We start from the raw sequence: 24841 nt of genomic DNA on the forward strand, positions 1-24841 counted from the left end.
GAGCCCTGTATAGGGCTCCCCTTCATTTCATTTTACTCATAGATCACGGCTTTGATCTCGTCGCTGTCGATATTGTTTTTGTCGTACCAGTAGAATCCCGTATCGATCTGTGGCTCGACCTTCTCCCCTTTGACGGCCGCCACGGCGGCTTTTACCGTCTCATATCCGATGCCGACCGGATTTTGCGTGATGGCTCCCGCCATGGTTCCGTTCTTGATCGCGTCAATCTGCGCTTTTCCGGAATCGAACCCGACCACGATAATCTGGCCTTCCTTCTTCATCTCCGTTACCGCATTAATGACGCCGACGGCGGAGCCTTCATTCGCCCCGAATATCCCCTTCAAATCCGGATGTGCCTGCATCATGGCTTTGGCCAGGTCCGTCGATTTCAGATGATCGCCGCCTCCATATTGAATGTCTACGATCTCGATTTTCGGATACTTCTCTTCAATCTGCTTCTTAAAACCGTCGCGGCGGCTAACCCCGGTTACGCTGGTCTGGTCATGGACCACCATCGCGATTTTGCCTTCATTCCCGATGAGCTCCGCCATTTTGTCTGCCGCAAGCGCGGATGCAGCCATATTGTCCGTCGATGCCGTCGTGACCGGAATGTCGCTTTCCACGCCCGAATCGAAGGCGATGACAGGGATGTTGTTTTCCTGGGCTTTTTTCAGATAAGGTATGGAGGCCTGGCTATCCAATGCGGCAAAGCCGATTGCGCTTGGTTTCTTGTCGAGTGCTGCCTGCAGCATTTCGATCTGCTTATCCACCTGGGATTCCGTCTCCGGTCCTTCAAAGGTAATCCGTACGCCAAGCTCTTCCCCAGCTTGCTCGGCACCGGCTTTTACCGCCTGCCAGAACTGGTGCTGAAAGCCTTTGGAAATGATCGGGATGTAGATTTCTCCTTCGGCTGCAGAACTGGAACCTGAACCCGATCCGCCCTCGCTTGGACTGTCGGTTCCTCCGGCAGCGTTATTGCCCGATGAACCGCAAGCCGCCAGCATACTTGCAGTCAGCATGAGAATCAGAGCCAATACGGATAGCTTTTTCATAATCTTCATCTCCCCTTGTTTATCAAAATAGTACATCTATAGAACTTCCATCCAAGGAAGCTTCTAACCCGTTAACATTCGGCTAACTTAGCGCGGAACGCAGCTCTAACAAAGGGCTTACGCTTTGCGTCTGCGCAAAATATCCGCATACACCGCGAGTATGATAACGAACCCTACGACAACGGTTTGCCACTCCTGCGGCACGGACAGAATGCGTAATCCATTCGTCAGTACACTCATGATCAAAGCTCCGATCACGGTACCGATGATGGTCCCCTTCCCTCCGCTGAGCGAAGTCCCCCCGATCACGACCGCCGCGATGGCTTCCAGCTCATACCCGGCACCCAGGGCCGGATTAGCCGAGTTCAGCCTCGATGCCATCATGACACCGGCCAAGCCGGTAAAGGCGCCGGTTAGGGTGTAAATGACGATTTTCCAGAAGCCCACATTGACGCCGGACAATCGGGTCGCCTCCTCGTTGCTGCCCAGTGCAAAGTTATACCGGCCGATAATGGTCTTCGATAAGATGAGGTAACCCACAACCGCCGCAATGAAGAAAATAACGACCGCATTCGGAATATCGAGGCCCGGTATGAGCCAGCCCAGCACACTGCCTTGGGACACCTCGGCAAAGCTTTCGGCGTCGTTGAAATAGACTGGCTTGGCTCCGGAGATAATCAGTGCCAGTCCTTTGGCGATCATCATCATCGCCAGCGTTGCGATAAAAGGCGGGATCTTCATCTTCGCCACCGCCGTTCCGGACAGAAGCCCGCACAGCGCGCCCGTCAAGATGCCGCCAAGGATGCCGACAGGTACGGGCAATCCCCAGAAGGTGATGCATACGCCGGTCATAACGCCGCTCAGTGTCATGACCGTCCCGACGGACAGATCAATGCCGCCGGTAATGATGACAAAGGTGGATCCCAAGGCCAGCACGCCGATCACTGCAGTCGAGAGAAGAATGCCCACGATATTGGAGAACTGAAAGAAATTGCTGGATGAGAACGTAAAGAATAGAATGAGAACGACCAGGCTGGCTAGGGCAAGCACTTGTTGAAGCGCACCCGATTTGATTTGAATGTTCATCTGCTTATTCCTCCTAACGTGTATGGATAACGGCTTACATTCTTGCTGTAGCCAGATGCATAATGCTTTCTTGGGTCGCCTCTTCTTGATCCAGCTCGCCCGTAATCCGACCCTCACACATCACGAGAACCCGATGACTCATCCGAAGAATTTCCGGCAGCTCTGAGGAGATCATAATGATTGATTTGCCCTGTGCCGTTAGATCGTTCAGCAAACGGTAGATTTCGCTCTTGGCCCCTACATCGATCCCGCGCGTCGGTTCGTCGAAGATCAGAATGTCGCAATCGCGGGTCAGCCATTTGCCGATGACGACTTTCTGCTGATTGCCGCCGGAGAGGTACTTTACTTCCTGGTCCACATGCGGTGTTTTGACCTTCAGTCGTTCGACCATATCCTCCGCCTGCTTGCGAATCCTGGCCGTACTCATCCAGCCCCCGGGACGCACGAAGTTACCGTATGACGCAATAGCCACATTGCTCTTCACATCCAGATCGACGACGCATCCATAGCGCTTACGATCCTCGGATAGATAGCCGATCCCTTGCCGCACCGCATCGTGGGGGCCCTTGATCGTTATCTTGCGGCCATGAACGTGGATCTCGCCGGATTGAATACGGTCGGCACCGAAGATCGCCCGGGCAAGCTCGGTCCTCCCCGCGCCAACCAGCCCTGCAATGCCAAGGATTTCTCCCTTTTTCAGAGTGAAGTTAATGTCCTTCAAAGTTCGACCTTGATTCAGTCCTTTAACCTCCAATACCGTCTCACGTTCACCTGCGCTCCTCTCCGGCTTCGAGGTCTCGTAGATTTGCCGGCCAACCATCTTGGAAATAATGTCCTGGGTGGTAACTTCAGCTGTGGATACCGTATCGATGTACTGTCCGTCACGCATTACCGTAATGCGATCCGTAATTCGCTTGATCTCATCCATCCGGTGGGAAATGTAAACGATTCCAACTCCGCCTTCGCGAAGCTGGCGAATGATGCGGAACAAATCCTCAATCTCGGTTTCGCTTAAAGCCGCCGTAGGCTCATCCATGACCAGCACGTCGGCGCTATAAGACAACGCCTTGGCAATCTCCACCATCTGCTGCTTGGCCACCGTTAGTTCCGAAACCTTGATGGATGGATCCATGTCCAGGCCCATCCGCTCGAACAGCTCCTTCACTTGTCGGTTTAGCGCCTGATCATCCAGAAACAATCGGAGCTTTCGCCGCGGCTCCCGCCCGATGAATATATTCTGAGCAACTGTCAGATCGGGCGCCAAGTTCAATTCCTGATGGATCATGCTAATCCCCGCGTCTTGTGCCGCTTTCGGATTCGTTAACTCCACGGGCTGCCCCTTGTACGTGATCGTTCCTGCATCTTTCTGGTATACGCCGGTCAAGATTTTCATCATGGTTGATTTGCCAGCACCGTTCTCACCCATAAGCGCATGAACCTCACCACGCAGCAGTTCAAATCGGCAGTTATTTAATGCAAGCACGCCCGGAAATTCCTTCATGATTCCTTCCATCTGTATCAATACTTCGCTCAAAGCCCCTCACCTCTCTAGCTGGCACCTTTTATGAATCATTGTACAAAGCGTTCCCCTTGCGGAGGAATGGAATATTCTCTGATCGATGTTGAATAATCTATGATCTGTTAACAGGACCCCCTAAAGGAAGAAGCTACTCTTCCACAAAGGGAAAGAGCAGCTTCTGGTTCTCCTCGGTATACATATTGTCTTTGTTGATGACAACGGAATCGGTGTACACGTTGCGTGACACATTGTCTCCTTCGATGATGGATACGGCTGTTTTGATGCCTAAGTAGCCGATATTGAAGGGTTTCTGAACGATCGTGGATTGCAGGACTCCCTCTTCGAGCAGCTTGACTTCCTTCACCGAGCTGTCGAATCCGACCAGCTTGACCTTGCCCCTCAGCCCCAATTCTCGAATCGCTCTGCCTGCCCCCACCGTTGAAGGCTCATTCAGTCCCACGATTCCATTCAGATCAGGCCTCTCCAGCAGCAGCTTCTTCGTGATTTCATAGCCTCTCTCCTCCTTGCCCTCGCTGTAGTAAGTACCCACAATTTCCGTGCCGCTGCGCTGCTCCAAAATGCTTCGAACCCCTTGTTCCCTCTCAATCTGCGTCGAGGTGCCCCGTACGAAACTGATAATAGCAACCTTGGCATGTGCCGGCAGCCGCGAGGAAAGCTCCTTGCCTGCCTTCTGTCCCGCATGAACATTATCGGTCGCGATTAAGCTCTGCGCATAATCACCGTTAACGGCGGAATCAATCATAATAAGCGGGATGTCAGCTTTGCGAATCGACTCCGCAACTGGAACCAGACGGTTATAATCAGCGGCGGCCAAAACAATCGCATCCGGCTTCTGCTTGATGGCTTCCTCCAGCAATTGAATTTGCAAGTCAACCTCGATTTCCTGAGACGGTCCTATCACCGAGACGTCCACGCCGAATTCCCGGGAAGCCGTGTTCACCCCTTCAATCAATACCCGCCAGAATTCATTCTCGTCCAGTGCTTTAACGCCGACGATGATCTTCTTGGTACCGGGGTCTTCCTTGGGCCATTGATAAACCGCATAACCCAGAATAAGCACCGGGATCAGCAGCAATAAAATATATCGCAGTCTCATGTACGACTTCATGGCACATCCCCCTCCAAGCTCCGCCATTCATCCGGATGAACAGCCGGAATAACCAGCGTTACGATTGTCCCCGATCCCGGCGCGCTCGCATAGCTAAGACCATATTCCGTACCAAAATATAACTGAATCCGCTGATGAACATTCGCAATGCCAACGCTGTTTCTCGATTGTTTGCCCCCTGTAGAGGTTAATAATGTCTCAACTTTGGACTGATCCATCCCGATGCCGTCGTCCTTGACTTGAAACTCGATGCGGTTATCTCGACGCTTCCCCGTAATCGTGATCGTACCCGGACCTTCTTTGTTCTTGATACCATGATAAATGGCATTCTCCACCAGCGGCTGCAGCAGCACCTTCAACGTAAGATAAGGGTAAAGTTCGCGATCCATATCCAGAGCAAACCGGATTTTGTCCTGGTATCGCATTTGTTGTATTTTTAAATAATTCGTTATATGCTCCACCTCGGTAGCAATCGGGATTAATTCCCTCCCTTTGCTGAGCGAAGCTCGAAACAGCCTTGCTAAAGACGATGTCATCAGAATCACCTCATCATGCTTCTTGCTCTCAGCCATCCATATAATGGAATCCAGCGTATTGTAGAGGAAATGGGGATTGATTTGGGCTTGCAGGGCATTCAGCTCGCTTTTTCTCTTAATCTCCTGCTCTACCACGATTTGATACATCAATTCCTTTACCTTCAGCACCATCACATTGAAGCTGCGGGCTAGGCCCGAGATTTCCCTGGAATGCCCCACGGGAACCCGGATATCAAAATTCCCCTTCTCCACTTCCATCATCTTTTCTTGGAGCTTCTTGATGGGACGCGTCAAGTTGCGGGAGATGACGACGGAGAACAGCACGCCGACGCCAAGGCATAACAACCCCGCTATGGCAAAAGAAAGCTGCATCTGCTTCTTATTGTCCACCAGCTCATTCTCATAAAAAACGCCGACGATTTTCCAGCCGAAATCCGTATCCTTGATGCTGTATATCCGGCTTGCCCCGCCCTCCTTCACGACAAATCCCCCTTCCTTGTCCTGAAGCACCTGCTCTAATCTCTCCGTCTTTAAATTGCTGTAGAGCAGCTGCTGCTGCGGGTGATACACAATCCGCCCTTGACGGTCAATCACGAACACATAGCCCCGGTTCCCCAGATCCAGCTTGCTGAGCATATCGTTAATCACCTTGAAGTTAAGATCGATCAACAGAATGCCAAGCCCATTCGAAGGATTCACGCCGCTGAGCTCGCGGCTCAGTGATACGACCCAGCGGTACTCTCCCTTGATGACCGGCTGTACATGGGACGAAGAGATCACCGTCTGTCCTTTGTTTTCCTTCGCCTGCCGATACCAGGGCTGCTCCGATACCACAATATAGGGATTCAGTTCGGCATCCGCCCGATCGGAGATAAAGGTCCCGCCCGCTCCAAAAATATTAATCGACGCAATATCTTTGCGCGAAACCCGAATCGAGTGGAAATATTCCGATATCTTCGCTTTCAATATGGCAAGTTCCGTAGGCTGCAGTTCATCGGCCAAGGCAAGATATTCCCTCACATTCGGGTTGTTCATCGCCGCCAGCGAGATGTCCTTCATCCCCGTAATATAGGTTTGGATATTCGCATTGACTTGATTGATCAGTTCGGAGGTATAACTCTCCGCCGTTTCGCGCACAGCCGATTCGGACAGCCGATAGGAGATAAAGATCAGCAGCAGCGCCGTAAACAGCACCAGCATCACGAAGGAGCTGGCAATCCGGGATTGAATGCTTTTGATTCGCTGGGGAGCCTTCATGGACTAACCCTGCCTGACGTCATTTTATTCCGGTACTCCGTCGGGGTATCTCCGGTATGTTTCTTAAACAGCACGCTAAAATATTGAGGATCCTGATAACCGGTTTTCGCCGCAATTTCATAGGTTCTCATCAAGGAATGCTTCAGAAGTTCCTTCGCTTTCTCCATTCGGACTTCCGTTACGTATTCAACGAAGGTCTTCCCGGTATGCGACTTGAACAAAGCGCTGAAATAACTCGTGCTCATGTAGATCCGGCTGCACACGGTCTTAATCGATAACTCCGCATCCTCGTAATGCCGCTGAATGAAATCGACCGCCTCCAGCATCTGGGAGCGGGTCATGTCCTTTCTCGTCTTGGCAACGTCCCTTAGCGCTTGTTCACACACCTCATTTAACCAATGCTCAATCTCATCCAGTGAACGAAAAGAATACAAATCGGACAGCAGCCTCTTCTCCTTGCCGATCAGCTCATTCTCATTGCTGCCGATTTCCATCAAGGTTTGAAGAACTGCAAGCATCACTCGTACGATCCGCACATAACATAGGTCGATCGAAATTGAAGCGCTTCCAATTTCGTTGATCAGCTGCCGGATGCTCGCCTTCACTTCAGCGTCCGTACCTGCCCGGATCGCAGAGATTAGCGCTGACTCGGTTTCGATCCCATCCTGGAGAGGAGCGTCCCCCCGCTTTTCAAGATCCGTGATATGGATCACCTGATCGCGGCCGATCAGGAGCCGGTATTCCAATGCAGCTTCCGAAGCTCTGCAGGAATAACGGATATCCTGAAGGTCGCGGCACATCGTTCCGATGCCCAGCGTGACCGTGAATTTCATGAACTGTTTCGTAGATCCGCGAATTTCCTCCGCCAGCTTCTGGGCCCGAGCGTGCAGCTCCTCCTCGCCGGAGCCCGATAGAATGGTCATGACTTTGTTCTCCTTGTAGCGAAAAACGGCTGTACCGGGCTCTCCCGCCAATATTTCCTGAATGATGTTGTATAAGGCAAAAGCATACAGCTCATTATCAACGTGCTGTTCATCCGAACGAAGCTCATCCATATCCGCTGCCATTGCGATATAAAGCGGCCCCGAAAGCGGAATATCAAAATAAGACAGCTTGCTCTCGATCTCGAATCGCTTCATCGGCGATGACGCCAGTCGTTCAAGAAATCGTTCCTTAAGCAGGACCAAACTCTCATTCAACTGATGCTTGAGCCTCTTCAAGTGCTCCGTATGTCCGCGTTCCTCATCCATTTCCAGCTTGAGTTTATCTAGCATCTCCCTTAACTCCGCCGAAGTAACCGGTTTCAAAATGAAATCCGTGACCTGCAGCTTCACCGCCTGCTGGGCATATTCGAAATCGTCAAACCCGGTCAGGATGATGATCTTCGTCTTTGGAAAACGTTCCGTAATATGGCGGGACAATTCCAGGCCATCCATGTACGGCATGTTGATGTCCGTTAACACAACATCGGGTTGATCGCGGGTTACAGCCTCCAATGCATCCCTGCCGTTCTCGCAATCCCCGATGCATTCAAAGCCATGATCAGCCCACTGAATCCGGTTTCGGATCCCTTCCCTTACGATCGGTTCGTCGTCCACAATAAGAATCGTATACAATCAAAGCCTCCCCCGTTCAAAAGCAAATCCCATTTGCTTAGGTTATATCGTGTTACGAGGTGAATATTACAGGAAAAGCCCTTTGGCAGGCAACTGCCAAAGGGCTCCATGACTACGTATTTATTTGCGGGCGTTCATCCACGTAATGAAATTGTTCACCACGATATCGAGGAAACCGATCGTCGGCTCATGAATCAGCTTGCCGGACTCATCCATCTTCTCATGTACCGCTCCGATATATACTTCATTGTTCGGAAGCAGCGGCGAAGTAATGCCAACAGAAAACAGAATATCCCGGAGATGTTCTTGAGCGCGAACGGTTCCAAGCTGTCCCATCGACGCCCCCATGATCCATGAAGGCTTCCCGTTCATGACCTTATCGACGCGCGATAACCAGTCGAGGGCGTTCTTAAGTACGCCCGGTATGGAGTAATTATACTCCGGCGTGATCCACAATACCGCATCGGCGGCAGCAATCCGCTCTTTGAAATCCTTGACGACCGCAGGAGGGTCCAGCTCAATGTCTTGATCATAAAACGGAAGATCTCGAAGCGCCAAGATTTCAAACGCAATCTGATCCGAGTAGCGCTGCTTCAAATATTCCGCCAGTTTCATATTGTACGACTCTTTTCTAATGCTTCCTACAACGATTGCGACTTTCATGATACCCTCCAGTTCTATGCCTTCTAAGCATATTTCAATCTATTTTTAACAACTAATTTTTAGCCTAACACCATATTTTACCAATGTCAAAATGTCCTTTGTCCTACTTCATCAACGAGAGTAGTTTACACACATCTCGCTCCATATCTTCTCTCCGTTCAGGCGGCACATATTGGAGCAGAGCCAGTGCCGCATAAGGCACTTTGATGGCATGCGGATCTTCATACCGTTTACTCCAATAAGCCGAATCCATAATCGAAACTTCTTCAGGTGCCTGAACCCCCTGATTCAAAAGCGTTTGTGGCTTTAAACGGTTGAGTTTCATTTGCAGCCGGTGATTGCTTTGACCAAGCTTGGCAAGCTGAGCATATCCGAGCCGTTCCAGCTCAATCAATGCGTGGGCGTGGGTAATTCCATGCTCAAGCTCACCTGCAAAAAAGTAGTACTTTCCTTCAACGTGTTGATCCGGCAGCACGTGATCCAACTCGGATAAAGCACGCCCAGCCAGATCGGATGCATTCCGGTACGGCGGCTCGTCCGAGAGCCGGATTTCGGAACGATCCAGCTTCGTATAATCTTCGATTCCGTAATACCTTGCAAGCTTATGTTCAACGGCCGCATCTTCCATCAGCTTGAGTAAGCCTCGAACGACAGACGGCGTCAGTAAGTCCGGACGGTCCCGCAATGCTTTCAGTCCCAGGACGGCCAGGGTAACACCATGTCCGGAGGTGCTCAGATTCGTCAGATTAGGCAGCAGTCCTTCAATCAATTGATTCATTAATTCAGGCTGCGCAGGCTCGGCAGGATAGGGTTCGAACCAATCTTCATGCTGACTGCGCAAATGCCGGCAATTGGCGGCCAACCCCTTCCGTACATCTTGCGGCAAATCAAACTCCTTCTGCATGTAATAAGCCGCCAAATACGCCCCCCCGACATGTCCTTCAAACCAGCCAACCTCGCCGCCGCGGCTCAAGGCCGTAAGACCATCCTCCAAATACCGGTCACTAATGACCGAATTCACCTCCTTCCCTTCGATTGCACTCGGCAGATTCAGCCGGGCTGCAATGTCTTTGGGAAAGTTTGTTATCTTCATTCGGATGCTGTAACCATACATTCTAAAATGCAATCCGTCCTCGTTATCCGAAACGATCATCCGCCGATCCAGAGTGGAACGAACCCGGTCCAGAAACCGTTCGTCCGTTACTCCATAAGTTATCTCCAAGGGTGGTGCCAGCGCATACATCGAAATCGGAATCCATTTGCGCTTTGTTGATACAACAACGGCATGGGCTGTTCCTCCAATGGCAAAAGCGAATTGCTCCGACTCCTTGGCGATCGTTAATCCGAGCGTCCGCTTCATCCACAATCTTGCGGCTACCGGATCTTCCACGGGCAATCCCACCTCCCGCAAATACAGGACGCCATAGGTGCCGTTTGGCGCCAGTACCCCTTCCTTCAGATCATCATGCGCGATAAACTCAAGCAAGTTTCCATCACCATCCTTGAAGTACACGTTCACACCGGCTTCGAAGCGCTCAACCACTTCGCCATCAGGCCATTTCAACAAAGGTACCTGCTCTGCAAGCTTCTGGATCAGGGATTCAAACTGAGAATAAGGCACTTCAAACGCGATATGGGCAGGAACTATAGGTTCATACGCTTCTTCAAAAGCGAGCGTGAAATCCGGTGTAGGCTGAAATACGACCTCAACCTCGCTTTCACTTGCAATCGGGAATTGAAGCAATCCGTTGTAGAATTGTTTCACGCCCTGAATGGAGACCGTTTTTAATTTCAATCCGGCAAAATGAGTAATCATGAGGTTTCAACCTCCTCTTTACTGCTGATCTTCTTGACCAGCTCCATAAAGATGGATAGCGCCTCTTTAGCCCGATAATCCAGCACAATCGTGCCTTCTGCCGCTTCGGATTCGTAAATGGCCCGCTGAGAACCGCCAATGGAGATCCATTCCGGACTATTAATTCCGTGCAAATTGCGTATGGTAGCCTGCATTTGCTGCAGTGAACTCACGCCGACCGCCCCTCCCGCCGAGCTTACCGAGAGAACCGGTTTACCCGAGAAATGTATCTGCCCCAAATGATCCAAAGCGTTCTTCAAAACCCCGCTCATCCCTCCGTGATACTCTGGGGTAGTCAAAATAATGCCGTCCGCCTCCATTAATAGGCGCTGCAGCTCGCGCACGCCATCATGGCGGTTGAATATCTCGTCAGGCGAATAGAACGGAAGCGGTGTTTCATACAGGTTAAACAGCTTCACTTCCACGAACAACCGATTCATTTGCGCTTCCAAGGCTTTGGCCAGAACGGTGCTTGTTGCTTCCTTACGATTGCTGCCAGCTATAATCACGATCTTCATGGTACTGCCTCCCTTATTGGTATCCAATGTTTTGTTAAGTACATTGTAGAGGAGGCAGGCCATGGAAATCGTCAACATTTAGAGTGATTTTACGGGCAAAAGCTCTCATGCCTTCGGCTGAGAGCTTCTACAACTATAGTCTTAGATATTTACCGTTATGTACGCCAAATACAGCAATCCTTATACGATTCCATGCTTGAGCGCATAAATGGCCGCCTGTGTCCGGTCGGCAACCCCCAGCTTATCGAGCAAATGGCTGACATGGGTTTTAACCGTCTTCTCGGTGATGTAAAGCGCTTCGCTGATTTCCCTGTTGTTCATACCCGATGCAATCAGCTGCAGCACCTCCTGCTCCCGGCGGGTAAGTTTATCCAGCTCCACAGACTCTTCCTGATGGCCGGAACCGCTGGTCTCATCTGCTCCCGCCGGCGATGTAACATGCGTCATGAGCAGGCCTGCCGCATCCGGATGCAGTTCGACTTGGCCTTCATATACGCGCCTGATCGCAGCCACCAGATCTTCAGGCTCGATATCCTTAAGAAGATAGCCGCGTGCGCCTGCCCGAATGGCTGGCAGAACATGGCCATAATCGATAAACGAGGTCAGCACGATGACTTTAATGTGAGGCTGTTCTTTTTTTAACCGTGCGGTTGTATCGATTCCGTTGAGGATCGGCATATTCAGATCCATTAACACGACATCGGGATTTAGATGTTTGGCCGTCTCCAACGCCTCCTCGCCATTCGCGGCTTCGCCAACCATCTCGATATCCGGCTGCGTAGCCAGAAAAACCTGAAGCCCCCAGCGTACCATGGCGTGATCGTCAGCGATCAACAATCGGATCATCCGTTATCCCCCCATTCTCTGTTGACCTCACCCTTAAGGGCAGCGAAACCTCAATGATGGTTCCCTCTCTGTACACACTGTATAGGCGGAATTGTCCTCCGAGCGATTCGGCCCGTTCCCGCATGCTGGACAACCCTATCGAATGTCTTGTCAGCTCGTTCAATCGTTGCTTGGTAATCCCGCGGCCATGATCTTCGATCCGAAGTTCAACTTCATTTTCCTGCAGGGTTAATACTACCGTTACTTCCTTTGTATCCGCATGCTTGCTTACATTGTTCAGCGCCTCTTGACCGATCCTCCACAACGCTTCCTCCACGATCCGGGGCAGGTCCCGTATCCCGCTGATATGTGAACTTACATGGAGCTTCAAACGTTCGCCGTATTGTTTCAGGCCTGTCATAAGCCCTTCCTCAAGTCCGGGTGGGCGAAGCTGCATGATCAGTTCCCGCATTTCCTTCAGAGCGCTTTGCGATAACGACTGAATATCGTGGATCGTGTCCTGGAGCAAGCTTCTCTGCTCATGCGGCTCCGCAGCAAGCATACTCCCTACACCCTTGGACATCATCACCAGCGAGAACAGGGTTTGACTTACCGAGTCGTGCAGGTCTCGGGCTAGACGATTTCGTTCATCCATTCTTGCGAGCTCCCGCCGGTTCTCCTCTAGACGAATGCGCTGAAGTGTCATGCCGATATGTTCAGCCAGTGCCTCAATCACCTCCATATCCGCCCGGTACGAATTCCCATGATGATCGTACCCTACCAAAAGCAGTCCAAAAGAGGTGTCCCCGGCAGCCACCAGCGGAACCGCAACTGCTCGGGCGATGGATGATATCCATCCCTGTTCCACCAATAGATCCGAAAGCCGCTGCGCGTCATCGGCACTGACCGGATCCGCAGAGGTCTTTCCCTTGCCAGAACGGGTTCGTGCGGTTTCAGCAAGCGGGAATTGGGCATGGGGCAGCGTCGTCTGCCCTCCGCTGTATAGGGCACGAAGTGTCATTTCGTTGCCGATTGGCTCCAGCAATGCAGCAACCGGCCAGTCAAAGTAACGGCCCATTAAACTCATGACTTGCTTCGTTAATTCGGCCCGATTAACCGCTTGGGAAGCATAAGCACCGAGAGCGCTGCTATATTCACCAAGCCGGGCAAACAAATCCGCACGGCGCTGCTCAGCTGCGTAGAGGCGCATACGCTCAATGGCGCTGCCAATTTGGTAGGCTACCGATTCCAGCAGTGCCAGTTCCTCTTTGGTGAAATGCAGCTTCCCGGGTGCAGCCACATTCAGTACGCCGAACCTGCGGCTGCCCGATCGCAGCGGAACGGTTGCATGGTGGGTTATGCCTTCTGTATCGCCCCATTGATACCGAACGGCGTTATCCAGACGTTTGCAATTCAAAATGTTCACTGCATTTTTCAGACGTCCGTCATCGTAACGCTCCAGGCACCAGCAGCTGCCGCATCTCATGGGTTCATTATCATCCCGGCTCAGGGCAGGTGGCAAATTCCGGCTGGCTACGAATTCATGCGTTCCCTGATCTTCCACCAGGAACAGCCAACCGGTCGTAAGTCCCGTTAGCTCCAGCAGCTTGGCAATAACAACGTCCAGCATGGGGGCAAGCTCATTGGACTCGTTCAACGTTTCTGCGATCGTCTTCAGCGTGATTAACTCCTGAATATGCGGATCGTGATTGGACATACACGAAAGCTCCTTCTTTTTTGCATTCTGAAGTAACTATATTATATAATCCTGTCACACACCATCAAAATTCCCTATGAGTCCTTCGGGTTTTTCTCAGATCGTTCACCTCATGAATTTTGGTAAAAAACAATTAATATTGTTTTATCTCTTGCAAATTTCCATCTACATATGGCTTAATATAGAAGTCGGGGCCGACGAAATGAGCTGAAAGGAGGCTGATTGCAATGATTCAGATCCGTGAGGTGGTATTCGCGTAAAGCGAATATCCGTTAAATGGGAGCCCGCTGCGGGCTCCCTATATCTATTTTTAAATTCAAAAATCCAACAAATCCAAAAAAACCAATTTCACGAAAGGAGGAGGGCAAGCATGATCAATGCAATTGTTTTGAAACTCAGCGATAGCTTAAATATGTATACAGAAAGAGGAGGGCATCGATGGGCCATTACAAGAACGGAAGAGAAGTGCTTCCCCCCGAGCTGCTGCAGCAAATTCAACAGTATATAGATGGAGAATTACTCTACATACCGAAACAGAGCGAGCAAAGAGCCGGCTGGGGAGAGTTAAGCGGTTCCAAACAACGCATCGAAAGTCGAAATAAAGAAATGTATCGCGCTTATTGCAAAGGACGGTCCATTGAGGAATTGGAACGGACCTACTTCCTATCTGGAGAAAGCGTGCGCAAGATCATAAGTAAACTTACCCGCGTAGGGACCTGAATCGATGAGATTTAACGGTCTGCATACGGATTAACATAGGACTGTTCCCCTGGGGTGCAGTCCTTTTCATTTTATATGAACGTTACTCCATCGTAGAAAATGCCCGACTGTAGGCGAATCTACAGTCGGGCATTTTTTATACCCTAGTGATCTTCCCGCTTCTCCCCCGCGATATCCCAGCGATGGCGAAATTTCTCCAATCTCGGGTGCAAGTACGGCGGCTCGGACAAGAGGATTAGCCTCAGCTTCACGATCCATTCCTCGAATGAAGAAAAGGATGCAAACACATTAGCTACTTCAGGAGTCAGGATCAGAAAATGGGGACTTCCGTATTTCTCTACCAGATGACGAAGCGCGGTATCGATCGGCGTGTATTTTTTCCGTTTCGACTCGAAGGGTTCAATCACAACCGATGATCCCCCATGCTCCTCTACCCATTCCTGAAGCTGTTTCTCCCGCTTGTAATAAGGGCTTACCGGCTCCTTGAACATCCGCTTTGCCGTCTCTTCATGCAGCGGATACAACACCAATTTTACAAATGACCGTTCTTCTAAAATGGCAGCAGCCTGCTCCAAATCCTTCTGCACCTGCTCGAAGAGGTCATAGAATATTAAGGTTCCTTTAGTGGTTTGCTTCGGGGGTTCGTAACCGTAAGGAACATACTCCAAATTGCGCGGCATGATGAACTTCACCTCTCTTTTACTCTGATGACTGGGGTGACAGCTTCGGTGGTACGCGATGCTGGGTAGCCTGCTCAAAGCCGTAGGCTAATTGGATCAGCATGGGCTCGCTATATGCCGTCCCGATGAACGTAATGCCCTGTGGTCCCTTCGTAATATATCCTCCCGGTGCAATGATGCCATTTTGGGCATAACCGCCGGGAACGGTTACCGATGGATACCCTGCCCGGGCAGCCAGATCCGGTCCATATTCATTACCCAGAAACAGCAGGGCGTCAAGCTGATACGTCTGCAAAGCATGGTCAATCCCTCTCGCTCCCGCCATTTCTTTATTCTTCTGCTTGCTCTCAAGATACTCTGCTTCGGTCAGCGTGCCGCTCGTTTCCTCGGCCCAAATCAATGTGCCCTGTCCATATTTCAAGGCCACATCGGCATGTGCCTCATTATAAGCGATAACCTCGGCCAACGAATGAACCGGCAGGGACGCATCCACGTTTGCCAAATAATCATCGACGTATTTCTTGAACTCATAGCGAAGGACATTGGCATCCCATTGGGTATCCTGGCAGGGCAACTCCACCGGATCAATAATGGTGGCTCCTTGATCCCGCAGCACTTCAATGGCCGACTCTACAATATTTAGTCTATCCCGATCCAGGTGCTTATAGTAGTATCGTGGAATCCCGATTCGGGCTTTCCTCAAATAACTCGAATCCAGAAACTTTGTATAATCCTCAACCCTTTTTTGAGGATCTACCTTGGTCACTTCGTCCAGATCATCGCTTCCCGCGATCGCGCTAAGCAGAATCGCGGCATCTTCCACCGTTCTGGTCATTGGACCTGCCGTATCCTGCGTATGGGTGATGGGTATGATGCCTGACCGGCTTACCAGTCCGATCGTCGGCTTAATGCCAACCAGACTGTTCTGGCTGGAAGGACTGATAATCGATCCAGATGTTTCCGTCCCGATGGCGGCCGCGGCCAAATTCGCCGCCACCGCAGCACCGGAGCCTGAGCTTGAACCTCCAACAAACATTTCGCCAGGGCCGTAGGGATTTAACGTAAGCCCATGTCTTGACGAGAATCCTGCCCACATCGTCGGTGACATGAAATTCGCCCACTCGGTCATGTTGCTCTTGCCCAAAATAACAGCACCCGCCTTACGCAGCTTCGCAGCAACAAAGGAATCTTTCGCGGCAAACGAATCGGCAAGAGCGATGGAGCCGGCGCTCGTATGCAGCCGATCCCCGGTGTCGATATTGTCTTTGAGCAGGATGGGAACTCCGTGCAGCAATCCTCTTGCACCCTGGTCCTTGCGCTCTCGATCCAGCTCCTCGGCAATTTGCAGCGCTTCAGGGTTCACCTCAAGAATCGAGCGGAGAATTCCATCGTATAACCCGATCCGCTCCAGATACAATTGAACCAGCTCTACTGAGGTCATCCAACCCTCTGCCATCGCATGCTGCATATCCGAAATGGTTGCTTCCACAATCCATGATTTTTTATCCATGATCCTATATAGTCCCCCTGACTTATCTTTCTGACCTTACGGTGGGTGGTGGGGATTAATGTTTCATATTGTAGCCTCCAAACGTTTCAGGTTCTTAATGAAATTCGGGATTCAGGGGTAAAATTCCTCTAATATGTAACCTTGAGCCTCCTTCGTTATGAGACCGATTTATCATTTATGACAATAGTAAAACCTTAAAGAAATTAGTAGAGTATTACCTCATATTAGAGAAATTAATAAACAAGGGTTACCCCTTTCTTCTTGATTTAGGGGCAACCCTTGGTTTATATCCGCTTCGATTCTATTGTTAACTGATGATCGTAATGACCGGTGCCGATATTGTCGGCTGTGTCGTGATCGCGGATGTTGTGTTTGTGAAACTGGCGATTTCCAATAAAACCGGTATCCCCGCGGGAACGTCCGTCGTATCGAGGACCAAACTCGCGGTTGTTAATGTCGATAAGGCAAGTTGTTGAAGCATGCCGTTGATATACACATTAAAGTATTCTGTACCTGTCAATGCGGGGAATGCCGTCACGGGTGCTTCAGCATCATCGACAAAGCTTGTTGCCGGCATGGTAATGGAATCTGCTCCGATCATAGCTTCGGTAATCAGCGCAAAATAACGAGCTACAGTTGGCGTTACCGTTGTGGTGATTGTTCCGCCTGTTGCAACAGGGGGCGTTGCGACAGCGATAATAATAGGTTTGATAACTGGCATATCATCACTCCTCTCCTGTCGGGATTGAAAAATATGGCTGTGCCACATTATCATTAAATGATAGTTTTTGAGTTTTGATTCTGGCATTCCCCCAATTATAGTAAAAATAATATAGGAAACTACCAGCTTTCCAGTTAATATATCCTTGAAGAAAGGACAAATGTCCATTCCACTCCCCTTCCGATGACATAAATTAAGTACATACATTCATCCGGGACGGTGATAAGACTGAAAACTCTCGTGATTAAACGGAAGCGGTATTCTGTACTAAAAGCTGCTGGGCAACGAAAACGCAGGAACTTCAAGAAGCGCAAATGCAAGCAAGTCGTGTCACCAAGCAACAAAAGAAGGATCAGGTCATGCAAATCTGGATTCGATCATTCGGGCAACATCCCATCTGAATTGTCGGAAAGACAACGGGGAAGGAGCTTAGAGGGATTACCTGGATTACCTGGATTACCTGGATTACCTGGATTGCCTGGTCAGCCAGGTAATCCAGGGCTTCAAGGTGATCCAGGCATTCAAGGGCCTCCAGGCGCGCCAGGTCTTCCGGGATCCGCCGGACCAGCAGGTATTCCGGGTCCGATGGGTCCCCAAGGACTGCCGGGTGTCCAAGGTATTCCCGGGGCACAAGGCATACAAGGTCCTCCAGGTCTCCAAGGGCCTCCAGGCCCCCCGGGTCCGCAGGGCATCCAAGGATTACCGGGAAGCGTGATTGTGCCGGAGATCATGGTGCTGCCGACCACGCTTCGTTATTTTTACGTATTGATGTCCGAGGTTAAACTGGATGCTCCCTTCGTCATATCTGCCGGGCAATTTACGGATGACAACGGAAATCCTACATTTCAGAGCATAGAGGTCGGTCCGAACAGCTCCTCGACTGTTTATATCAACGGCATGATTCAGGAAGGACGAATATACACCCTCACGCCGGAAGCACTTACCTTGTATTCTCCAGGCGATGTGCTTCTGGCCGGAACGCCGATTTTACTGGAGGTCCTCTATCTCACCGTTCAGGTGGTGGCTTAGAACGTACAAAGAACCCCACTGTACTCAGGCAGCGGGGTTCTTAACATTCCATTATTAAATGACAACGCCTTTTTTGAGGATAACATTTGCATACAGCGCTTTTTCGCCTGTCGACACGATGGCATAAGCATTCTTCGCCCGTTCATAGAACGAGAATCGCTCTACCTCATCAAATTCTATGGGAACGGCGTGAAACTGCTGCACGATCTCACGGTATTCATCCCAGATCGGCGTTTCCACGGTATCTCCCGGCGTCACGGCCATCAGCGCTACCGGGGACTCAACATACGTATCCAGTGGAAATAACGGCAATATCGCGTCTAATAATGCAGGGATCCCGTGTCCGTCTGCCCGGACCAACCGCTGGGCGTGACTGGCTGCCGGGAAATTGGCATCGCCGAGCACAATTTCATCCGCGTGGCCCATCTCCATTAGAATCTTCAGCAGCTCAGGAGAGAGCAAATGAGATATGCCTTTTAGCATGATATGACATCCTCCTCTATCGAATTTAGATGTAAGGCTTGGATATGGCAGGAGAACGTCATTCTCTAAGAATCCCGTAACCTCACTGTTGTACCTGCTGCTGTTCGACAATGGTCTTGTAATGTTGGAATGCTGCCTCCCAATCCTCGTTGGACTCAGGGTCGTACCAGGCAAGCGGAAAAGACCGCTTGACGAGCTCTACTCCCTCTTCCCGATTGCGTAATGTGCCATTCGCCACGAATTGAACCAGCATGTTCCCAATGGCACTTGCTTCGACCGGACCGGCCCACACCGTTCGGCCCATGGCATTGGCCGTATACCGGCATAACAGCTCGTTTTGAATGCCTCCGCCAACCATATGGAGCCCATCGTAACGCTGCCCTGTAAGGACCTCTATCCGTTCAAGTACTTCCCGGTATCTTAGGGCCAGGCTCTGCAATATGCACTGGACATACTCTCCGATGCTATGCGGAATGGGCTGCCCGGTCTCCCGGCAGTAATCCCGAATTTCAGCCGTCATATCCGCCGGAATCATGAAGCGCAGGTCATCGGGGTTTATGAAGCTGCGGAACGATTCCGCGTCCTGTGCGAGTTCAACCAGCTCTGCAAACGAATACGTCAATCCTTGATTCTCCCATTGCCGCTTGCACTCCTGAAGAATCCAGAGGCCCATGATATTCTTCAGCAACTGAAAGGTCTGATAAGCTCCACCCTCATTGGAGAAGTCTTCTTTCAGCACGTCCGTATGGACAAGCGGCTCCGGAAGCTCGGTTCCGAGAAGCGACCAGGTTCCGCATACAAGATAGGCAAAACGGGATGTGTTCGCCGGAACGGCTACCACGGCGGATTCCGTATCATGCGATGCTACAGCAATCGCTTTAATCGCCGGAATGCCTAGCTCTTGCGCCACCGTATCCTGCAGTCTGCCAATCACGGTTCCCGGCTGTACGGGTTCAATGAACAGGGGTACGGGAAGCCCCAGCTCCTCCATTAGTGGTTCATTCCACTTGCCTTCTGTAACATGGTATAGCTGGGTAGTGGTGGCCATGGTGAACTCGCACGCCTGGACCCCGGTCAGAAAATAGTTCAGCAGATCTGGAGTGAGCAGAAACTTATCCGCAATATCCAGCATCGGAGATTTTGACTTCAGCATCGCATTTAACTGGAAGATCGTGTTAAACGGCATGAATTGCAGACCGCTCTCTTGAAACAGACGTTCTCTCCCGACCTGCTCGCAGGTTTGCTCCACCATGCCTTCCGTGCGCAGATCCCGGTAATGATAAGGAACTCCGATGAGCTCCCCGTTACGGTCAATCAGTCCATAATCGACGCCCCATGAATCGATGCCATAACTGACCGGTTGATGGCCGGTCTGGAACGCTTTACGGATGCCATGCTTAACCTCCTGCAGCAGCATCGGGAAATTCCAGTGCAAATGCTTTCCCATCTGGACGGGTATATTGGCAAAGCGGTGAATCTCCGTAATCTTCAGCATGCCGGGGGAGTCATGATCAGAAGCGGTAATTTCGCCAAGCAGCGCCCGGCCGCTGCTGGCCCCCAAGTCAAACGCAAGCACCGCAGATGAATTGCTCATACGCCGCATCCTTCCTCACCTTTAGTTCGATACCTATTCAAATTCCAACCACCCGAGATCTGAACCTTAACCAATATTTATTTCATCTTCTGCAGAAGCTGAATACGATAATCTTCGCTCTCCAGTGCAGCGATATCATCCACTTCCTGGTCCGTCAGCGGCACCGGCGTGCCGGCCGCCTTGGCGCTCAGATAAATTTTGGCGCTCTCTTCAACCACCTGGGTTCGGTAATATGCTTCGCGCAGATTCCGGCCGGTTGTGACCAGTCCATGGTTACCAAGCAATATAGAACTGGCCGTAGTCACTTTCTCCGCGACGGCATCTGCCAGCAAATCTGTCGTAGGAATGATGTAAGGAATGTATGCGGTACGTCCAACCAATGCCGCCTGGTCCGGAAACATCACCGGCAGTTCCTTCTCCACCAACGTAAAGGCAATGCAATGGGATGGATGTGTATGCACCATTGCCCCGATATCGGGGTTGCTTCGGTATCCGTACAGGTGCATCAGCACTTCGGACGATGGCCGTAGACCTATATCGGTAATATCGCCAGTCGGGATATCCACTTCAATCCATTGCTCCGGCTCGATCTCCTCCAGTGCAAAACCGCTCGGGGACAAATACATTTTGTCCCCGGCTCTGGCGCTGATGTTTCCTCCCGGTCCTACAACGAGTCCGCTGTCGACGATTTTTTTGGCATATTTGCAGAGCTCGTTTCTCGTTTCTACATTCAGCATGATTCGCTCTCCTCTCGAATGACCTTATTTATATAGAGGACCGAAGTTCTGGCAAGCGCGGAAATCGGCGCTCTCCGGATCGGATGTTCCGAACATTCCCCATGCGCGTGGACGGAACACCTCTTCGGCGGGCACATTATGCATGTTGACCGGAATTCGCAGCACCGAAGCCAGCGTGATAAGATCTGCTCCGATATGTCCGTAACTGATCACGCCATGGTTAGCGCCCCACTGGTTCATGACCTCATAAACGCTTGAGAACGCACCCTGTCCCGTGAGGTTCGGTACGAACCAGGTCGTTGGCCATGTCGGATCCGTACGTTTATCGAGCGTATCGTGCACCTCCGCCGGCAGGTCCACAGAATAACCTTCCGCGATTTGCAGGACGGGACCAAGCCCTTTCACCAGGTTAAGACGGAACATGGTCATCGGCATGCCGCCGCGTGTCAAGTAGTCGGTCGAGTAACCGCCGCCCCGGAAATACTCAAGGTTAGCCGGTCTCCACTGCGTGGCCTTGAGCGTGCGATCAACCTCTTCATCCGTGATCTCCCAGAACGGCTTCATAGCCGGTTTGCCGTCAATCTCCTGCTCGCCCGTTCCATCCAGTGCAGCCGAGCCGGAATTGATCAAATGCAGGATACCGTTCTCCGCTTTGCCTTCCAGCTTATAGCCGGTAACCCGTTCCACCGAAGCCGGACTCCAGTACGTCCGAACATCCGCAAAAATCTGTGCCGTATTGGTTAACAGGTATCCGAACAGCATGCCGACTCCATTGAGGCTGTCATTCTCCGTTGCCACGATATACGGCGAACGTCTGCCGTTCCAATCGAAGGAGGAATTGAGGATGGTCTCCAGGAAGTCACCGTTAGGGGAATGATCCGTCCACTGGCGCTGACCTTGGAATCCGGAAGCGATTGCGCTGTGGCCCTGAGCTTCCTCTTCGAAGCCAAGCTCCTTCAGACGCGGATTGCCAATCATCAAATCGCGGGTGATCAGCGTCATTTTAACGACGGTTTCCCACTCCAGATCCTTGCGCTCCCGGCTATTCTGGAGATGATCCGGGTTGTTATCCGGTCCTTCCGTGCAGTTCTCCTTCACCCAAGCAAGCGCCTGCTCATACTCCTCAGGGTCATAGATGCCTTCTTCCAAACGGCGCGTAAACTCGCTCATGTCGACGTATTCATTCCGCATGCCCAGATACTCCTGGAAGAAGCTGTCGTCCACGATCGAGCCGGCGATGCCCATCGACACCGAGCCCATGGACAAATACGATTGTCCGCGCATATAAGCAGCAGCCAAGCCGCTCCGTGCAAAACGCAGAAGCTTCTCTTGAACGTCATCCGGAATGCGGGTATCCCCCTCATCCTGAACGTCTTCGCCATAGATGCCGAATGCAGGAAGTCCCTTCTGCGCATGCGCGGACAGTACGGCGGCCAGGTAAACCGCGCCTGGACGTCCTGTTCCGTTGAAGCCCCATACCGCCTTCGGACGCGAAGGATCCACATCCATCGTCTCGGTGCCGTAACACCAGCAAGGCGTAACGGTTATGGTCAGGCCGACCTCGGCATTCTTGAATTTTTTGGCAGCCGCAGTCGCTTCGGCCACGCCGCCAATGCAAGTATCCGCAATCACGCATTCAACCGGCTCGCCGTTCGGATATTTGAGCTCCTTCGTCAACATCTCGGCGACGGCCTTGGCCAGATTCATGGTCTGTTCCTCGAGAGATTCCCGTACCCCTCTCCGTCTTCCATCTATCGTAGGGCGAATGCCGATTTTCGGAAATCCGTCCCGCCATCTGTAATCGTTTTCAATTGTCATGTATGTCACGCCTCCCTATAAGGAATATGACATCATTGTAAGATTAATCGGTGCAAGAGATAACCCACTATTTTGTTATATCGAATCCTAATTTCAGCAAGACAGTGAACCATTCGGAACAGCCGATGTATACGATTTCCGCATCGAAGGGCGTTTTGCATTATAATAGGTAGAGGATGTTGCTTTCCAGGAGGGACCAGAACGTGCCAAAGATCGAAATCTCGCATAGTAAAAGCGATCACTTCCGCTTCATTAAAAATCCACAGCTGCTCTTTGCCGGGCAGGTCGTGGACGAGGACTTCTTTTATGGACCGCCGCAAATTCATGATTTCTGCGAGATCATCTACGTAGTAGAAGGACGCGGAGAATTCACCATTGCAGGAAAAATATACGAACTCAACAAAGGCGATGTCGCGATTTATAATCCCGGCATTCCTCACGAGGAGAGATCCATCACGGACGGGCCTTTTAAGGTGATCTACTGCGGCGTGGATTCGCTTCACATTGAAGGGGTTCCCCAAGGAATGCTGCTCCCGGCTTATGTGGAGCCGGTCATATCCTGCGAGAAATACGCTTATAAAGTGGAGAGCTATCTTTCCGAGATCCTCCGCGAATGCGATTCGCAGGTGCTGGGGTATGAAACGCTTAGCACCAACCTGCTGATGTCATTGATTACCGTGATCTATCGCATTGTGGATGTTAAACACCAATTCCAGTCCTTGAAGGGCAAGAACGAAATCGCGCTGCGGACCAAACACTTTATCGACACCAATTATACCCAGAGCATCAGTCTCAAGGACATCGCCGATACGATGTATGTCAGTCAGCATTATTTATCCCATCTGTTCAAAAAAGAAGTCGGCGACTCCCCCTTCAATTACTTGATATCCCGCCGGATTGAAGAGGCCAAGCGCCTGCTGGCAGATTCCGAAATGCCGATCCATGAGGTTGCTTCTCAAGTGGGATACGGCAACGATAAGTACTTCTCGATGTTATTCAAGAAAATTACCGGACAAACGCCGAGTTCGTTCCGGGAACAAAGCAAAATGGCCATGGAGTAAAGGGATTCATATGTGTAGACAGTTTAACGTGAATCCTCCTTTAAGCAGCCTAGTTCGGTACTCAACCGCACTATGGTTGTTTAATTTTTCATGAAAAATGATTTTCCCTTGCGACATACTCGCTTTCTACGCTTCAAAAAGGCATGCAAAAAAGGCTCATTTCTCCTTATCCAAGTTGAAATGAGCCTTTGAAAGTTTATCAAGTGTTGGTTACTTAAATGATTATCCAAAACTTTCTCTAGGATTTTTATAACACCAATCTGAGTCAAATGGTAGTGATTTTAATTGTTGCACGTCTTCCCAGCTGTAAACCCAATCATAATCCGCAACCCAAAAATAGTCGTCAGGATTTATTTTGAGATATTGATATATAAATCGAAATACCAACTCTTCGACGCCAAAAATATCTTCAATTGCCCCTACTTGATATAGTTTATGATTGGAATCCAAACCCACATCCTCATAATAAAAAAAATCAAGTTGTGGATTATCCAATGCATCTACATAAAGTATAAACGATTCATTATTTTCTCCTACTTTCTTATCATTAATATTCAACGTCGTAGAAAGCAATTGTCCATTGCTGGCATAATTTTTACTGTTATGAAAGTTCAGCATGACATCCGCATGAAAAGCAGAAATAATAGAATCAGCTAAAAGACGCTCCGGTGAATATTTTTTGTGGTTCATTAAGATAAAAGCAGAAGTCCCCATC

Annotated in this window: 22 protein-coding genes; 3 read left to right on the plus strand and 19 right to left on the minus strand. The window is 50.7% G+C overall.

Translation table 11 applies throughout. The features are described from left to right. Positions 1 to 32: 32 nt before the first annotated feature. The 11 genes from PLA01S_RS11170 to PLA01S_RS11220 all read right to left on the minus strand — a co-directional run bounded on the left by PLA01S_RS11170 (position 33) and on the right by PLA01S_RS11220 (position 13773). The gene (locus PLA01S_RS11170) at positions 33 to 1061 is read right to left on the minus strand and encodes an ABC transporter substrate-binding protein (RefSeq protein ID WP_174819210.1); all 1029 of its coding nucleotides are present in this window, start codon (positions 1059 to 1061) and stop codon (positions 33 to 35) included. Between the two features lie 108 nt (positions 1062 to 1169). Then, positions 1170 to 2138 (minus strand): ABC transporter permease, encoded by a 969-nt coding sequence (locus PLA01S_RS11175; protein ID WP_071220346.1) that lies wholly within the window; start codon positions 2136 to 2138, stop codon positions 1170 to 1172. 34 nt (positions 2139 to 2172) lie between these two features. Next, positions 2173 to 3672, minus strand: a complete 1500-nt coding sequence (locus tag PLA01S_RS11180) for a sugar ABC transporter ATP-binding protein (protein WP_127592243.1) — start codon at positions 3670 to 3672, stop codon at positions 2173 to 2175. A gap of 133 nt (positions 3673 to 3805) precedes the next feature. Continuing rightward, positions 3806 to 4786 (minus strand): substrate-binding domain-containing protein, encoded by a 981-nt coding sequence (locus PLA01S_RS11185; RefSeq protein WP_127592246.1) that lies wholly within the window; start codon positions 4784 to 4786, stop codon positions 3806 to 3808. Beyond that, on the minus strand, positions 4783 to 6579 hold the full coding sequence (locus PLA01S_RS11190; protein WP_127592248.1) for a cache domain-containing sensor histidine kinase: 1797 nt from the start codon (positions 6577 to 6579) through the stop codon (positions 4783 to 4785). Before PLA01S_RS11190 ends, PLA01S_RS11185 begins: the two co-directional genes overlap by 4 nt. Beyond that, entirely contained in the window at positions 6576 to 8195 is a 1620-nt protein-coding gene (locus PLA01S_RS11195) for a response regulator (RefSeq protein WP_127592250.1), read from the minus strand. Before PLA01S_RS11195 ends, PLA01S_RS11190 begins: the two co-directional genes overlap by 4 nt. A gap of 120 nt (positions 8196 to 8315) precedes the next feature. Next, positions 8316 to 8858, minus strand: a complete 543-nt coding sequence (locus tag PLA01S_RS11200; RefSeq protein ID WP_127592252.1) for an NADPH-dependent FMN reductase — start codon at positions 8856 to 8858, stop codon at positions 8316 to 8318. Positions 8859 to 8961: 103 nt separating this feature from the next. Further along, on the minus strand, positions 8962 to 10674 hold the full coding sequence (locus tag PLA01S_RS11205; protein WP_127592254.1) for a VOC family protein: 1713 nt from the start codon (positions 10672 to 10674) through the stop codon (positions 8962 to 8964). Then, positions 10671 to 11231, minus strand: a complete 561-nt coding sequence (locus PLA01S_RS11210; RefSeq protein WP_127592256.1) for an NADPH-dependent FMN reductase — start codon at positions 11229 to 11231, stop codon at positions 10671 to 10673. Before PLA01S_RS11210 ends, PLA01S_RS11205 begins: the two co-directional genes overlap by 4 nt. Before the next feature lie 180 nt (positions 11232 to 11411). Then, a complete protein-coding gene (locus PLA01S_RS11215; protein ID WP_127592258.1) occupies positions 11412 to 12077 on the minus strand; it encodes a response regulator in 666 nt (221 codons plus the stop codon). After that, complete coding sequence (locus tag PLA01S_RS11220; RefSeq protein ID WP_127592260.1) at positions 12055 to 13773, minus strand: GAF domain-containing sensor histidine kinase; 1719 nt, start codon at positions 13771 to 13773, stop codon at positions 12055 to 12057. The genes PLA01S_RS11215 and PLA01S_RS11220 overlap by 23 nt, the downstream gene beginning before the upstream one ends. A gap of 438 nt (positions 13774 to 14211) precedes the next feature. Here PLA01S_RS11220 and PLA01S_RS11225 point away from each other — a divergent pair, with 438 nt between their 5' ends. Next, entirely contained in the window at positions 14212 to 14493 is a 282-nt protein-coding gene (locus tag PLA01S_RS11225) for a CD3324 family protein (protein WP_006211013.1), read from the plus strand. 143 nt (positions 14494 to 14636) lie between these two features. On the opposite strand, the gene PLA01S_RS11230 is transcribed toward PLA01S_RS11225, so the two are convergent. The 3 genes from PLA01S_RS11230 to PLA01S_RS11240 all read right to left on the minus strand — a co-directional run bounded on the left by PLA01S_RS11230 (position 14637) and on the right by PLA01S_RS11240 (position 17404). Next, a complete protein-coding gene (locus PLA01S_RS11230) occupies positions 14637 to 15173 on the minus strand; it encodes a hypothetical protein (RefSeq protein ID WP_127592262.1) in 537 nt (178 codons plus the stop codon). 19 nt (positions 15174 to 15192) lie between these two features. Further along, the gene (locus PLA01S_RS11235) at positions 15193 to 16683 is read right to left on the minus strand and encodes an amidase family protein (RefSeq protein ID WP_127592264.1); all 1491 of its coding nucleotides are present in this window, start codon (positions 16681 to 16683) and stop codon (positions 15193 to 15195) included. 307 nt (positions 16684 to 16990) lie between these two features. After that, complete coding sequence (locus tag PLA01S_RS11240) at positions 16991 to 17404, minus strand: DUF4183 domain-containing protein (RefSeq protein WP_127592265.1); 414 nt, start codon at positions 17402 to 17404, stop codon at positions 16991 to 16993. Between the two features lie 402 nt (positions 17405 to 17806). Here PLA01S_RS11240 and PLA01S_RS32500 point away from each other — a divergent pair, with 402 nt between their 5' ends. After that, a complete protein-coding gene (locus PLA01S_RS32500; RefSeq protein WP_246059444.1) occupies positions 17807 to 18433 on the plus strand; it encodes a DUF4183 domain-containing protein in 627 nt (208 codons plus the stop codon). 54 nt (positions 18434 to 18487) lie between these two features. On the opposite strand, the gene fucU is transcribed toward PLA01S_RS32500, so the two are convergent. The 4 genes from fucU to PLA01S_RS11270 form a co-directional block, all read right to left on the minus strand. Then, complete coding sequence (fucU, locus tag PLA01S_RS11255; RefSeq protein ID WP_127592266.1) at positions 18488 to 18916, minus strand: L-fucose mutarotase; 429 nt, start codon at positions 18914 to 18916, stop codon at positions 18488 to 18490. Positions 18917 to 18998: 82 nt separating this feature from the next. Beyond that, complete coding sequence (locus PLA01S_RS11260; protein ID WP_127592268.1) at positions 18999 to 20510, minus strand: rhamnulokinase; 1512 nt, start codon at positions 20508 to 20510, stop codon at positions 18999 to 19001. Between the two features lie 77 nt (positions 20511 to 20587). After that, complete coding sequence (locus tag PLA01S_RS11265) at positions 20588 to 21247, minus strand: class II aldolase/adducin family protein (RefSeq protein WP_127592271.1); 660 nt, start codon at positions 21245 to 21247, stop codon at positions 20588 to 20590. Positions 21248 to 21271: 24 nt separating this feature from the next. After that, the gene (locus PLA01S_RS11270) at positions 21272 to 23065 is read right to left on the minus strand and encodes an L-fucose isomerase (protein WP_127592273.1); all 1794 of its coding nucleotides are present in this window, start codon (positions 23063 to 23065) and stop codon (positions 21272 to 21274) included. Positions 23066 to 23268: 203 nt separating this feature from the next. On the opposite strand from PLA01S_RS11270, the gene PLA01S_RS11275 reads away from it, so the two are divergent. After that, positions 23269 to 24126 (plus strand): AraC family transcriptional regulator, encoded by an 858-nt coding sequence (locus tag PLA01S_RS11275; protein WP_127592275.1) that lies wholly within the window; start codon positions 23269 to 23271, stop codon positions 24124 to 24126. 222 nt (positions 24127 to 24348) lie between these two features. Here the strand turns inward: PLA01S_RS11275 and PLA01S_RS11280 are convergent, their stop codons facing one another. After that, positions 24349 to 24840, minus strand: a complete 492-nt coding sequence (locus PLA01S_RS11280) for a hypothetical protein (protein WP_127592277.1) — start codon at positions 24838 to 24840, stop codon at positions 24349 to 24351. Between the last annotated feature and the right edge of the window lies 1 nt (position 24841).

This window comes from Paenibacillus lautus NBRC 15380 (genome assembly GCF_004000945.1).
Lineage (GTDB): Bacteria > Bacillota > Bacilli > Paenibacillales > Paenibacillaceae > Paenibacillus_AQ > Paenibacillus_AQ lautus.